General features: G+C 62.6%; 10 protein-coding genes and 2 tRNA genes. 10 read left to right on the top strand and 2 right to left on the bottom strand.

Annotated elements, in window-relative coordinates:
* The first annotated feature begins 124 nt into the window (after window positions 1–124).
* Window positions 125–1,111: a hypothetical protein gene (locus WDX12_RS30520; RefSeq protein WP_434723102.1), complete on the top strand. Its 987-nt coding sequence runs from the start codon at window positions 125–127 to the stop codon at window positions 1,109–1,111.
* 109 nt (window positions 1,112–1,220) lie between these two features.
* Here the strand turns inward: WDX12_RS30520 and WDX12_RS30515 are convergent, their stop codons facing one another.
* Window positions 1,221–1,760, bottom strand: coding sequence for an HNH endonuclease (locus WDX12_RS30515; protein WP_434723101.1), 540 nt, complete (start codon window positions 1,758–1,760; stop codon window positions 1,221–1,223).
* Window positions 1,761–1,867: 107 nt separating this feature from the next.
* A tRNA-Asn gene (locus tag WDX12_RS30510) sits at window positions 1,868–1,942 on the bottom strand.
* 206 nt (window positions 1,943–2,148) lie between these two features.
* Between WDX12_RS30510 and WDX12_RS30505 the strand changes: the two genes are divergently transcribed.
* The 9 genes from WDX12_RS30505 to WDX12_RS30465 all read left to right on the top strand — a co-directional run bounded on the left by WDX12_RS30505 (window position 2,149) and on the right by WDX12_RS30465 (window position 13,509).
* The gene (locus WDX12_RS30505) at window positions 2,149–2,412 is read left to right on the top strand and encodes a hypothetical protein (RefSeq protein ID WP_434723100.1); all 264 of its coding nucleotides are present in this window, start codon (window positions 2,149–2,151) and stop codon (window positions 2,410–2,412) included.
* Window positions 2,413–2,576: 164 nt separating this feature from the next.
* Window positions 2,577–2,650: transfer RNA gene (locus tag WDX12_RS30500), tRNA-Cys, on the top strand.
* Between the two features lie 87 nt (window positions 2,651–2,737).
* Window positions 2,738–3,412: a protein-L-isoaspartate O-methyltransferase family protein gene (locus WDX12_RS30495; RefSeq protein WP_434723099.1), complete on the top strand. Its 675-nt coding sequence runs from the start codon at window positions 2,738–2,740 to the stop codon at window positions 3,410–3,412.
* A gap of 184 nt (window positions 3,413–3,596) precedes the next feature.
* Window positions 3,597–4,976 carry a TolC family outer membrane protein gene (locus tag WDX12_RS30490; protein WP_434723098.1) on the top strand — a complete coding sequence of 460 codons (1,380 nt, stop codon included), beginning with the start codon at window positions 3,597–3,599 and terminating at the stop codon, window positions 4,974–4,976.
* 300 nt (window positions 4,977–5,276) lie between these two features.
* Entirely contained in the window at window positions 5,277–6,074 is a 798-nt protein-coding gene (locus tag WDX12_RS30485) for a DUF2497 domain-containing protein (protein ID WP_434723097.1), read from the top strand.
* A 236-nt stretch (window positions 6,075–6,310) separates the two neighbouring features.
* Window positions 6,311–9,094, top strand: a complete 2,784-nt coding sequence (locus tag WDX12_RS30480) for a valine--tRNA ligase (RefSeq protein WP_434723096.1) — start codon at window positions 6,311–6,313, stop codon at window positions 9,092–9,094.
* Between the two features lie 362 nt (window positions 9,095–9,456).
* Window positions 9,457–10,680, top strand: a complete 1,224-nt coding sequence (locus tag WDX12_RS30475) for an OmpP1/FadL family transporter (protein ID WP_434723095.1) — start codon at window positions 9,457–9,459, stop codon at window positions 10,678–10,680.
* Window positions 10,681–10,970: 290 nt separating this feature from the next.
* Window positions 10,971–12,695 (top strand): dihydroxy-acid dehydratase, encoded by a 1,725-nt coding sequence (ilvD, locus tag WDX12_RS30470; RefSeq protein WP_434725733.1) that lies wholly within the window; start codon window positions 10,971–10,973, stop codon window positions 12,693–12,695.
* A complete protein-coding gene (locus tag WDX12_RS30465) occupies window positions 12,682–13,509 on the top strand; it encodes a tetratricopeptide repeat protein (protein ID WP_434723094.1) in 828 nt (275 codons plus the stop codon). Before ilvD ends, WDX12_RS30465 begins: the two co-directional genes overlap by 14 nt.
* Window positions 13,510–13,678 lie beyond the last annotated feature (169 nt).

Raw genomic sequence — 13,678 nt, 5'->3', positions numbered from 1 at the left:
CTCTCAGGCAAAACGTTATCCACAGGAACCGGCTCAGGGGGGCTTCTTTCGTAAACTGCGCCTGCCTTGGCATGCGTGTGCGGGCCATGAGCCCGATGTGTCGAATTCAGCACCGGAGAGTTTTATGAACCAGCATGTCGATCGCCGCGCCGTTCTCGCATCTTCGGCTGCCGCTACAGCCGTCCTGGCAGGTGTTGCGGTAAGTTCGCGTCGCGCCCTTGCGGAAGGGGCAAGCGGGGTGGCCGGTGAGGACAAACACCCCGACGCCGAATTGTTTAGGCTCGAAAAGGAAATGGATGAGGCTTCTGAGCGGGTAAAAAAGCTTGAGCGCTCACAGAATAGGAAGAGCAAGTCGGCCGCAAAGGCAGCTGGTCCGCGCCCCCTTCATCCGCATGATTGGAAGGAGCCGGCAATGCCACGTGACCTATGGGAGATGAACCGGTCTGCATTGGACCGGTCCACCTTTGCGGAAGTCAGGGACGGCACAGACTGGATACCCGCGCCAGTCGCTGCATGGCAGCGCGAGGTGGCCCGGCAGCGCGAACTAGTGAAGGCTGAATGGAATGCATACGGAGAACGACATGCGGAGCAGTTGCGCCTAGCCGGCTATGACGGCGGGGAACCTGCGTTCAAAGAAGCCTGCGATGAGGAATGGCAGATCGGCATGCAGATCCTTACCGTTGTAGCCAATACGCTGGAGGGCATCATGGTAAAGGTCAAGGTAGGCGATCGGCTGGGGCTTGGCGATTTTGCGGAAAACGACGCCTACAATTCGATTGTCGCGGATCTCCGGCGCCTAGCGCGCGCCGAGGCCCCGCCAGAACCCCGGACTGCTGCATCGGTGATTCCCCGCGATGAACTCTTGGCAGCCTATTCCGAATGGCTGCACTTCGAACGGCTTAATCTGATGCGGGAAATTTGGCCGGATCAGAACCCGCATGAGATGGTGTGTTACGTGCCGGCAAACACTCTGGCAGGAACATTCCATTTCCCAACGCCGGACAGCGGATTGACTTGGGAGACGATGCCCCAGCCTGGATCACGCGCGGCCGCAGTCATGAAAACAGCCGGTGTAGATCTCGCCGGAAGATGGCAGGTCTGGAATTCCTGAGCCGCGCAAGGGCCCGGCGGCTTCGGCTTCCGGGCCTTTTTATTGGTGGCCGGTTGAGAGGGCTGACCATCAGCCACCTTGCATGGCGACCAATGAGAAAATGCCAGCGTTAGGCGATCGAGCCGCCAGCCGTATACCTTTTGATGAAATCCACACCCAGGTCCGTCACCCAGAACGTGAACGACATCGGGAAATTCTTGGAGAATCCCTGGCCATCCGACACTTGCAGCCCCATACCTTCGACCTTCTTGTCTTCGAAGAGCCCATCCGCGATGGCATTTGCCAGCAGGACGTCGCCTCCAGCTCCAACTACGAAAACGCGATCCGCAGTGGTGGCAAGGGGTGTCTTGGCGAGCAAGGTGAAGATGCGCCGCTCGAATTCGCCATACCTGTTATTGAGGATAGCGAGGTTCTGCTTATACATTCGGACGGCTTTCCGGTCGATTTCACCCTTCTGATCAAAGCGCGTGTGACAGTTAGGGCACAAGGCAATCAGGTTCTCGGCTGAATTGTCGCGAGTCTCGGACCAGGGAGTGATGTGGGCGATCTCGGTTGTTGTGGCGCGGCAGGTAGGGATGGCACATCTGTGACCAGCTTCAACCAACACCGCTCGCTTGATCTCAGCCGGAACGGGAATGCGATCAGCCACGATTTTTGCCCTTTATTTGCGCCAGTTGTAGCCCGGGATGTAGCCCTATCGGAAAATCCGCTTGTATAGCGGACTGCTAATATTCCAGCTAAGTGCTTGAGATTGTTTGGCTCCCCGGGCCGGATTCGAACCAGCGACCAACCGGTTAACAGCCGGTTGCTCTACCACTGAGCTACCGGGGAACGGAGGCTCTGACGTGAGTGGCGCAGCCTATAGCAAACACCTTTCCGCTTTGCAAAGCAGCAATTCGCAATTTTTCTCCAGTTTTTGATGCGGCTATTTGTGCCATCGTTCGGCGCGCCCACATATGAAGGGCTTCACACGGCACGGAACAAAGCGGCCGGTCATCGCCTTGACATGACTTAGGCAGTAGATGGGATTGGTTTGAATGACCGCAGCGGACGATGATGACAGCGCCCCGGCGCGGAAGATTTCGATCTTCGGCCGCGAATTCACCATGCCGCGCTCGCGCGGCTGGCGAATCGCGATCGGCATGCTGCTGACCCTTGGCGGGCTTCTGGGCTTTCTGCCGATACTCGGCTTCTGGATGATTCCGCTCGGTCTGCTGGTTCTATCCTATGAATTCGCCATGATCCGGCGCCACCGGCGGCGTTTCATCGTCTGGTGGGGACGCCGGCGCCGGCCCGACTGAAAAGCGCGGCGGCTCCGCCGCGGCGATGCCTGAACCAAACGACAACCGATTGGTAATCACCACTTTCGCCGCCCATGCGAAAGCGCCGGGAATGACGCGCGGGCGCTTGACGACCTTTGAGCGCCAACATAATGAGTTCGCTCGGAACGCCGGGAGCATTGCGAGGCCTCGTGGCGGAGTGGTTACGCAGAGGACTGCAAATCCTTGCACCCCGGTTCGATTCCGGGCGAGGCCTCCAGATGCTTGGGCTCCAGCGCAACCGCGCCGGAGCGGGGTTCCAGTCGAAGTTTTAGCCGCGCTGGCGCGGAGAGCGGATTGTTGGGACATGAGCGCTGATTTCTCCGAACGCCGCGTGAAGATGGTCGACGGCCAGGTCCGCACCACCGATGTGACCAGCGCGCCCCTCATCGAAGCGATGCTGGCCGTTCCGCGCGAGGCCTTCGTCGGCGCCGGGCAGCAGGATTTGGCCTATATCGACGAAGACATCCGCATTTCCGAGGGCGCCAACGGCAGCGGCGCACGCTATCTGATGGAGCCGTCGCCGCTCGCCAAGCTCTTGCAGCTTGCTGAAATCGACGCGGGCGATTCGGTGCTCGATGTCGGCTGCGGCACCGGCTATTCCGCCGCATTGCTGTCCCGGCTCGCGCGCTCCGTCGTCGCGCTGGAAAGCGATCCCGCGCTGGCGGAGGCCGCCAAATCCACGCTTTCCAGCCTTGGCTGCCAGAACGTCACGGTGGTCACCGGGCCCCTGCCGCAAGGGTACGCCGCCAAGGGGCCCTACAACGCCATCTTCATTGGCGGCAGCGTCGAGGAAGTGCCGCCGGCATTGCTCGACCAGCTTGCGGAAGAAGGTCGCCTGGTTGTGGTCGAAGGGCGGGGCAACTCTGGCGTGGCCAGGCTGTTTTTCAAGGCAGGGGGGGTTGTAACCGGAAGAAGGGCCTTTAATGCGGCAATTAAGCCACTACCGGGCTTCGAACGCGTCCACGCTTTCGAATTCTGAGTGATTTTGCCTTGCAGCAAAGGCGCTGTCATGATCGCTTGCGCCTGACAATCGTTGCTGATTGGTTAATCGGGCATCCGGGAGGCCAGTCAGCGGGGGAACGATAAACAACGCGGCGCCGGCCGATCCGTAAGGGTGGGCTGACGTGGCGTGGTTCCCATGCAAAACGAATGAGGGAAATAACGTGCCGCCTCTACGCAAGAGTGTTTTAGTAGCTATCCTTGTTTCCGCCACCGCGCTTTCGCCGCTGGCCGCCTCCGCCGAAACCATTACGGGCGCTCTCGCCAAAGCCTATCAGTACAATTCGCAGCTCAACGCAGCGCGCGCCGGCGTGCGCGTCACCGACGAAGGCGTGGCCATCGCCAAGTCGGGCTGGCGCCCGACCGTCACGGGTTCGAGCAGCATCGACTACACCAGCACGCACGCGCAGGGCGCCACCCAGAACATCACCACGGGCAGCTTCGGCGTGCAGATCAACCAGACGCTATTCGATGGCTTTCAGACCAAGAACAACGTCGCCGCCGCCGAGTCGCAGGTGAAGGCTTCGGTCGAAAGCCTGCGCAACACCGAAGAGAACATCCTGTTCAATGCGGCAAGCGCCTATATGGACGTGATTCGCGACCGGCAGGTCGCGGTGCTGACCGCGCAGAACCTGCAGTTCCTGACCGAGCAGGCGCGCGCCGCCCGCTCGCGCTTCGAGGTCGGCGAGGGCACCCGCACCGACGTCGCCCAGGCCGATGCCTCGCGCGCGACGGCCGTGGCGCAGTTGAGCGCCGCCCGCGCGACGGCGCTGGCGAGTGCCGCGACCTATCACCAGATCGTCGGTGACGAGCCGGGCAAGCTCAAGGCGGCTTCGCCGGTGGGCAAGCTGCTGCCGGGCAACCTCGATTCCGCGCTGGCTGTCGCCTCGGCCGAACATCCGGCCATCCTTGCCACGCAGCACCTTGTGGATGCGGCAGCATTCTCGGTGAAATCCTCGGAAGGGGCGCTGCTGCCGCAAGTGACGGCCTCGGCCGGCATTTCAGATAATTACAGCCACTCCTCTCCCGATATCAGGGGCACCAACGGCACTTCGACGTCCGCCAATATCGGCGCGACGCTGACCATCCCGATCTATTCGGGCGGCCGGACCTCGGCGGTTGTGCGGCAGAACAAGGAATCGCTCAGCGAGGCGCGTATCCAGGTCGACGTCAGCCGCGACCAGGTGCGCCAGGCCGTGGTCTCGGCCTGGACGCAATATGTCGCCGCGCGCGAAAGCGTGGATGCCAACAGGCAGGTGATCGATGCCGCGCAACTGGCGCTCAACGGCGTCATCGAGGAGCGCAATGTCGGCCAGCGCACGACGCTGGACGTCTTGAATGCCCAGAACGCAGTCATCACCGCCAAGATCAATCAGGCCAGCTCCGAGCGCGACGTGGTCGTGGCGAGCTATGCCATCCTGTCGGCGATAGGCCGGCTGTCGGTCGATCGCCTTGGCCTGGCGGTCACCAAATACAGACCGGAAGAGCACTACAACGCCGTCAAGGACAAGTGGTTCGGATTGCGCACGCCCGACGGGCGCTGATTCCCGACAGCATGTTTCAGGCAAAACGCCGCGTGTCCGATGGATGCGCGGCGTTTGTCTTTGCGGGCGGCTCGTCGGGCCGCGCGTCGCCTAATCTGTTGAAATCCCCCAATCTGTTGAAATCCCCCTAATCTGTTGAAATCCAAAGAGTCCCCAGATTGGGGATTCTCGGATGACGATCGGTCGGTTACGCTGTCGGCATTGATTCGAATTCCAACCTGGGCAGGCGGGAATTCCTGGAATGGTCAAGTTCTTGAACGCGTCAGTTCTTGAACGGTCACTAGGGCGGCGGATGTGACGATGGCGACGGCAAGCAGCGCGCAGCGCGAACCTTCGATGGAAGAGATACTGGCTTCCATCAGAAGGATCATCGAAGACAGCGACACCGGGCGCAAGCAGCCGGCCGAGGCGGGGGAGCTGCGCCAGGATCTGGAACCGGCCGCGGTTGCCGCTCCCACTGTCGAGGTCGACGCCTTTCGTTCCGAATTGCATGCCGACACCGGCCCCCGCAAGCCGGCGACGCTGGCGGAGGTCCAGGCTCAGCTTGCTGCGGCCGATCCGGCGATCGCGCGCGTCGAGGCTCGTCCCGAGCCGGTCAGGGCGGCTCCGGCTGCGGTCGATCCCGAGGGCGCCGAGCCGAGCGCGCAAACCGCCACGAGCAGGCCGGCCGCGGCAAATGCGCCGCAGACGGCCGAGACCATCGTCGCCGATTGGCGGCGCGAAATAGCCGCGGTCGGCGGCAGCACGGTCACCGCGAAACCGGCCGTCCGGGCCCCGGAAGCCGCGCCGAGGGTCGAGATCGAGAGGGAAGAGCCGGCGCTTGAAGCTGCCGCGCATGCCGGCGCTCCCCGAGCATCCGAACCGGAGGCGCAGCCGGCCCGGCCCGCGATCCTTTCCGAGCATACGGGCCGGCAGGTTGCCGCGGCCTTCGGCGAGCTTTCCGATGCTTTCGCCAGCCGGGGCAAGAAGAGTTTCGACGAGATGGCCGAGGCGATGCTGCGGCCGATGCTGCAGGATTGGCTCGACAACAATCTGCCGACGCTGGTCGAAAGGCTGGTGCGCGAGGAGATCGAGCGGGTGGCGCGCGGGGCGCAGTAAGCTGCCGGAATACGAATGCTGAAAGCGCCGCCTTTCGGGGCGGCGCTTTTGCTTTAGGACCCGCCGCGCCCTTGCGAGCGACATGCGTCAGGCGAGCCGCCATTGCGGCACCGGCCGGGATTGCCGCCGTGCGCGTCACGCCTATCTGTGAGAGTGATCGCAGGTCTCGCGGTTGACTCGGCCAAGACCTTCCGATTTACACCGGACGCTTGTTCCCGACAGTTCGGACCTCCTCCATGCTTGAAAAGACATACGACGCCAAAACCGTCGAGCCGAAGATCGCCAAAATCTGGGAAGACGCGGATGCCTTCCGGGCAGGCGCCGGCGCGGAAGAAGGGGCCGAAGCCTTCACCATCGTCATCCCGCCGCCGAACGTCACCGGCTCGCTGCATATGGGCCATGCGCTCAACAACACGCTGCAGGACATTCTCGTGCGCTTCGAGCGCATGCGCGGCAAGAACGTGCTTTGGCAGCCCGGCATGGATCACGCCGGCATTGCCACGCAGATGGTGGTCGAGCGCCAGCTCATGGAAAAGCAGATCCACCGCCGCGATCTGACGCGTGAAGAGTTCATCGAGAAGGTCTGGGAGTGGAAGGCCGAATCCGGCGGCGCGATCTTCAACCAGCTGAAGCGGCTCGGCGCCTCGGCCGACTGGTCGCGCGAACGCTTCACCATGGACGAAGGCCTGTCCAAGGCGGTGCTGGAAGTCTTCGTCACGCTCTACAAGGAAGGCCTCATCTACAAGGACAAGCGCCTTGTGAACTGGGACCCGAAGCTGCTCACCGCCATTTCCGACCTCGAGGTCGAGCAGCACGAGGTCAACGGCAATCTCTGGCACTTCCGCTATCCGATCGAAGGCGAGGCGTTCGACCCTGAGAACCCGAAGACCTTCATCACGGTCGCGACGACGCGCCCCGAGACGATGCTCGGCGACACGGCCGTGGCTGTGCATCCGGACGACGAGCGCTTCACCAATCTGGTCGGCCGCAACGTCGTGCTGCCGATCGTCGGCCGCAAGATTCCGATCATCGCGGATGAGTATTCCGATCCGGAGAAAGGGTCCGGCGCGGTCAAGATCACGCCGGCGCATGACTTCAACGACTTCGAAGTCGGCAAGCGCCACAAGCTGCCTGCGATCAACATCCTGACGGTCGAAGCGGCCATCAAGCTGAAGGACAATGAGGATTTCCTCGCCGGTCTCGAGGTCACGCCGGAGCGCCAGGCCGTGTGGGACGAGCTGGACGGGCTCGACCGTTTCACTGCCCGCAAGAAGATCGTCGAGCTGATGGAGACCGGCGGGTTCCTCGACAAGACCGAGCCGCACCGGCATGCCGTGCCGCATGGCGACCGCGGCGGCGTGCCGATCGAGCCGTTCCTGACCGACCAGTGGTACGTCAACGCCGCCGAGCTCGCAAAGCCGGCGATCGCCTCGGTGCGCGAGGGTCGTACCAACTTCGTGCCGAAGAACTGGGAAAAGACCTATTTCGACTGGATGGAGAACATCCAGCCCTGGTGCATCTCGCGCCAGCTCTGGTGGGGCCACCAGATACCGGCCTGGTACGGGCCGGACGGGCACGTCTTCGTCGAAAAGACCGAGGAAGAAGCCTTGGCCTCGGCGGTCGAATATTACCTTGCGCTGGAAGGGCCGTGGAAGGCCTGGGTGGAGGACAAGCTGGAGAATTTCCAGCCGGGCGAGATCCTGACCCGTGACGAGGACGTGCTCGACACCTGGTTCTCGTCGGCGCTGTGGCCGTTCTCGACGCTCGGCTGGCCGGACCAGACGCCGGAGCTCAAGACCTATTACCAGACCGACGTGCTGGTGACCGGCTTCGACATCATCTTCTTCTGGGTCGCCCGCATGATGATGATGGGTCTGCATTTCATGGACGAGGAGCCGTTCCACACCGTCTATGTGCATGCGCTGGTGCGCGACAAGAACGGGCAGAAGATGTCGAAGTCGAAAGGCAACGTCATCGATCCGCTCGACCTGATCGACGAATATGGCGCCGATGCGCTGCGCTTCACGCTGACCGTCATGGCGGCGCAAGGGCGCGACGTGAAGCTCGATCCGGCGCGCATCGCCGGCTACCGCAATTTCGGCACCAAGCTGTGGAACGCGACGCGCTTCGCCGAGATGAACGAGGTCGCGCGCAACGACGAGTTCTGGCTGAACGACGCGAAGCTGCAGGTCAATCGCTGGATCCTGACCGAGCTGACTCGGGCGGCGCGCGCGGTCACCGAAGGCATCATCAGTTATCGTTTCAACGAGGCGGCGGGCGCGGCCTATCGCTTCGTCTGGAACCTGTTCTGCGACTGGTACCTGGAACTTCTGAAGCCGGTGTTCATGGGCACGGACGAGGCCGCCAAGGCCGAGAGCCGGGCCTGCGTCGCCTTCGTGCTGGACGAGATCTACAAGCTGTTGCATCCGATGATGCCGTTCATGACCGAGGAGTTGTGGGCGCAGACCGCGGGCGAGGGCAAGGAGCGCTCCTCGCTGCTTTGCCATGCCGCCTGGCCGTCGCCCGACTTCGAGGACGGCGAGGCCGCCGCCGACATCAACTGGCTGGTCGACCTCGTCTCGGGCATCCGCTCGGTGCGCTCGGAAATGAATGTGCCGCCGGCGGCGATCGCGCCGCTGATGGTGATCGGCGCCAACACGCTGACGCAGGAGCGGCTGGAGCGTCACGCCCAGGCGATCAAGCGGCTGGCGCGCGTCGGCGATATCGCGTTCACCGATGCTCCGCCCAAGGGCTCGGCCCAGATCGTGCTCAACGAGGCGACGGTGAGCCTGCCGCTCGGCAGCCTGATCGACCTCCAGGCGGAGGCCGCGAGGCTGCAGAAGGAACTGGCCAAGGTGACCGAGGAGATCGCCCGCCTGCACAAGAAGCTGTCGAACGAAAAGTTCGTCGCCAACGCGCCGGAAGAAGTGGTCGAAGCCGAGCGCGAGAAACTCGCCGAATATCGCGAGGTGCAGGAGAAGCTTTCGGTGGCTTTGACCAGGGTCCGCGACGCCGGCTGAGCGGCAAGAATCGCCCTCGCTCCGGAGGCGCTTTCCGGTACGTTAGCTGCCTCGAAAATGGGCGTGCCGCTACGTTAATTTTGACGTAAACGGAAAGTTTGCGCCCCATTGTTGCCATAATGTAACAATGGGGCCCACTAGCCCCGAAAATGGCTGTTTTTGCCCTGTTTCGGGTAGCTTCATCGGATTTTTTCGATCGTTTGACGCTGGTTGGCGCGATTTGGGCGCCAATTGCGGCGCCCCTGACCATGGCAAAAATACGTGCTGTCAAGGTGTACATGTACAGCTCTTGAAAACGTTGTTGCGCCGTTAACCCGAATTGGTTCTAGCTTGAGCCACTTGTATTTCGGGGAGGGATTTCCATGAATATTTTGCGGCTCAAAGCTCTGGCGGGGGCAGGCTGCTTTTCGATCGCTTTGATCGGCGCCGCGATGCATCCCGCGCATGCCGGCGGCCTGGAGCGTGGCGGCTACGACATCGACCTGTTGTTCGATCCGGCGCCGGTCGCGACGGAGGCTGAAGCGACGTATGTGATGCCAGACCGCAAGTACAAGAATGCGCGCGGTCCGCTCGGCTTCAATTTCCTCAGTTCTACTGCGGATGGCGCCGAGCCCTATTGGGTGCCGCGCATTGGGGTCAAAGCCCAAGTTGTGCAAGGCGTCGACTGCATGGTCGACTATTCACAGCCGTGGGGTGCCCACACCGCACCCGGCGCGTCGTGGAATGGCGCTTTTTCCAACGTCGAAACGGATATCAAGAGCAATAACTATGCTGGTACCTGCTCATATAAGTTTGATGCGGGTAAGGGCCAGCTCCGTTTTATCGGCGGCGTGTTCTATCAGGACATTTCGGGGTTCAAGGAAAGCCTGGTGGGCTTCAATCCAGTTGGACCGTCACCGATTGGCCGCGTCGACCTAGAGGCCAATGGTTGGGGCTGGCGCGCCGGCATTGCATACGAAATCCCTGAGATCGCGCTTCGGGCCAGCCTGGTCTACAATTCCCAGGTCAAGCTCGACAACATCTCCGGCACGCTTACGACGCCACGCGGGTCGCAGGCGATCTATGGCTCGACGCAGTATATGCCTGACACTCTGGAGTTGAAGGTTCAATCGGGCATCGCGCCTGGCTGGCTTGCCTTCGGCTCGATCAAGTGGGTCAACTGGAGTGTGCTGCAAAGCGTTCCTATCTGCCCGACTCCCCAAGCCCCATCGTCGGTATGTTTTACGAATGGTCCTGGAGAGGTAACTTCGCTTGACCTGATGTATCGAGACGGTTGGACCGTTTCGGGCGGTATCGGCCATAAGTTCAACGATCAGTGGAGCGCAGCTGGTCAGCTCACCTGGGATCGTGGCACGTCGCATGGCTACGGCGCCCAGACTGACACCTGGACGCTCGGTGGCGGCGTCGCCTATACGCCGCAGCCTAACATTGAGGTTCGCCTAGCCGGCGCGGTCGGCGTGATGACCAGCGGCCACTCCGGCATATTGATTGGCGAGAACGGTAAGATTGTTGGTGCGGACGCCAGCTATGACTTCGGCAACGATCTTGTCACGGCGATCTCGGGCGGAATCAAGATCAAGTTCTAAGTTTCTGAAAATTCAACAAAAAAGGCCGGGCATCGCCCGGCCTTTTTTGTTCGTGACTGTTGCTTCGGCCTCGCCCTTCCGCCCGCTGTTGCAGATTCGCCGCGCAACCGGCGCCCGATGCGATTGTGACGTTTCGGCAACACTTTCTGAACAACCCCTGCTGTAGAAGTCAGACAAAGGGAACTGCCCATTTCCCGCCATAAACCCGGAGCACCCGAGATATGTCCCGGGATGCGTGCCAGGTTGGCGCGGCGATGGGACCGGCCGCGGGGTGTGCGGCAAGGACGATGATGGACGCCAAGGCAATCTCCAAGGCCAAGCTTCCCAGCCGCTACGTGACCGTTGGTCCGGCGCGGGCGCCGCATCGTTCCTACCTCTATGCCATGGGCCTGTCGGCGGCCGAGATCGCGCAGCCTCTGGTCGGCGTCGCCAGCTGCTGGAACGAAGCGGCGCCCTGCAACATCTCGCTGATGCGCCAGGCGCAAGTGGTGAAGAAGGGCGTTGCGGCCGCCAACGGCACGCCGCGCGAGTTCTGCACCATCACCGTCACCGACGGCATCGCCATGGGTCACCAGGGCATGAAGTCGTCGCTGGTGTCGCGCGAAGTGATCGCCGATTCGGTCGAGCTCACCATGCGCGGCCATTGCTACGATGCCCTTGTCGGGCTCGCCGGCTGCGACAAGTCGCTGCCCGGCATGATGATGGCGATGGTGCGCCTCAACGTGCCGTCGATCTTCATCTATGGCGGCTCGATCCTGCCTGGCAGCTATCGCGGCCGGCAGATCACCGTGCAGGACGTGTTCGAGGCGGTCGGCCAGCATTCGGTCGGCACGATCAGCGATGCCGATCTGCTCGAGATCGAGCAGGCGGCGTGTCCCTCCGCTGGTTCCTGCGGCGCCCAGTTCACCGCCAACACCATGGCGACCGTCGCTGAAGCAATTGGCTTGGCGTTGCCCTATTCCTGCGGCGCGCCGGCGCCTTACGAAATGCGCGACCGCTTCAATTTCGCCTCGGGCGAAAAGGTCATGGAACTGATCGCCAGGAACATCCGGCCGCGCGACATCGTCACGCGCAAGGCGCTGGAGAACGCGGCGACTGTCGTCTCGGCAACCGGCGGCTCGACCAACGCGGCGCTGCATTTGCCGGCGATCGCGCATGAGGCCGGCATCAAGTTCGACCTGTTCGACGTGGCGGCGATCTTCGAGAAGACACCCTACATCGCCGACCTCAAGCCGGGCGGCAAATATGTCGCCAAGGATATGTTCGAGGCCGGCGGCATTCCGCTCCTGATGAAGACGCTGCTCGACCATGGCTATCTGCATGGCGACTGCATGACGGTCACCGGCCGCACTTTGGCCGAAAATATGGAGCACGTTGCCTGGAATGAGAGCCAGGATGTTGTGCGTCCCGCCAATCGGCCAATCACCAAGACAGGCGGCGTTGTGGGCTTGAAGGGCAACCTTGCCCCCGAAGGTGCGATCGTGAAGGTCGCGGGCATGTCGGAACTGAAATTTTCGGGTCCGGCGCGCTGCTTCGATTCGGAAGAGGAGTGCTTCGAAGCGGTCACGCAGCGCAACTACCGGGAAGGCGAGGTTCTCGTCATCCGCTACGAGGGGCCGCGCGGCGGCCCGGGCATGCGCGAGATGCTGTCGACGACGGCGGCACTCTACGGTCAGGGCATGGGCGGCAAGGTGGCGCTGATCACCGACGGGCGCTTCTCCGGCGCCACGCGCGGCTTCTGCATCGGTCATGTCGGGCCGGAGGCGGCGGTCGGCGGACCGATCGGGCTTTTGAAGGATGGCGACGTGATCTCGATCGACGCCGTGAAGGGCACGATCGAAGTTGCCCTGTCGGACGCCGAGCTGGCGGCCCGGGCAAAGAATTGGAAGGCGCGCAAGACCGACTATCAGTCCGGCGCGATCTGGAAATATGCGCAGACCGTAGGGTCGGCCCGCGACGGCGCGGTGACCCATCCCGGCGGTGCGAAAGAAACACACTGCTATGCGGACATCTGAGGTGTTGAGGTCGTTTGTCCTACCGGCACTGGTCGCAGTCGCGACCTTGGGCGCCATCGGGCAGGCCATGGCCTTCGACGACAAGGTGTTTGACGACAAGACCGGCGTGAAGCCGCAATCGAGCCCATGGGCGGTGTTCCAGTTCGGCTTCTCCGCCTACAAGAGCGGCCATAAGGAACAGGCTGTCGAAGCTTATAAATACGCCGCCGAGAACGGCCAGATCGGCGCCACCTGGAAGCTTGCGCGCATGTACGCCGAAGGCGATGGCGTGACGCGCGACGACTATGCCGCCTTCAAGTTCTTCTCGGAAATCGTCGACCAGGATGTCGAGCCCGGCTCGCCGGAAGAGAGCTATGTGTCGGACGCGCTGGTGGCGCTCGGCGACTATCTGCGCAAGGGCATTCCCGGCACCCCGGTCGAGGAGAACGACGTCGCCGCGCAGGAATATTACATGCGCGCCGCCGCCAACTACCGCAATCCCAATGCCCAGTTCGAGATCGGCCAGATGTTCCTCAAGGGCGAGGGCGGCGTGAAGGCCAGCGTCAAGCAGGCAGGCCGCTGGTTGCAACTGGCGGCCGAGAAGGGCCATGCCGGCGCGCAGGCGACGCTCGGCAACCTTCTGTTCCAGAGCGGCAAGGTCGTGCGCGGCCTGGCGATGATGACGGCGGCGCTGCAGCGGGCTCCGGCGGCCGATCAGCCTTGGATCCGCAACATGCAGGAAGAGGCTTTCGCCGCGGCCGGCGAGGCCGATCGCCGGACCGCGATCTCGCTCGCGGACGATATCCTGACCAAGGGCAATAACGGCGACCAGTAAGCGCCGCTGAAATTGCTGATCTTTCCCTGTGAGAGATGCCCGGCAGGGCAGAGCGGGACGCTGTCCCGCTGGTCTGTCAGTCACACGCAATTGCGGCCGTTCTCGATGCGGCAGGTTTGATCGGAAAGCTGCGTTCCTGCGCGCCCCCTCTGGCCTGCCGGCCATCTCC

The organism is Mesorhizobium sp. RIZ17 (genome assembly GCF_051127865.1).
GTDB lineage: Bacteria > Pseudomonadota > Alphaproteobacteria > Rhizobiales > Rhizobiaceae > Mesorhizobium > Mesorhizobium humile.
This window is presented reverse-complemented; position numbering and strand designations above follow the sequence as displayed.

Coding starts and splice junctions, on each gene's coding strand:
- ilvD (WP_434725733.1), top strand. CDS start 10,971: ATGGACGCCAAGGCAATCTCCAAGGCCAAGCTTCCCAGCCGCTACGTG.
- WDX12_RS30475 (WP_434723095.1), top strand. CDS start 9,457: ATGAATATTTTGCGGCTCAAAGCTCTGGCGGGGGCAGGCTGCTTTTCG.
- WDX12_RS30520 (WP_434723102.1), top strand. CDS start 125: ATGAACCAGCATGTCGATCGCCGCGCCGTTCTCGCATCTTCGGCTGCC.
- WDX12_RS30485 (WP_434723097.1), top strand. CDS start 5,277: ATGGCGACGGCAAGCAGCGCGCAGCGCGAACCTTCGATGGAAGAGATA.
- WDX12_RS30480 (WP_434723096.1), top strand. CDS start 6,311: ATGCTTGAAAAGACATACGACGCCAAAACCGTCGAGCCGAAGATCGCC.
- WDX12_RS30505 (WP_434723100.1), top strand. CDS start 2,149: ATGACCGCAGCGGACGATGATGACAGCGCCCCGGCGCGGAAGATTTCG.
- WDX12_RS30465 (WP_434723094.1), top strand. CDS start 12,682: ATGCGGACATCTGAGGTGTTGAGGTCGTTTGTCCTACCGGCACTGGTC.
- WDX12_RS30495 (WP_434723099.1), top strand. CDS start 2,738: ATGAGCGCTGATTTCTCCGAACGCCGCGTGAAGATGGTCGACGGCCAG.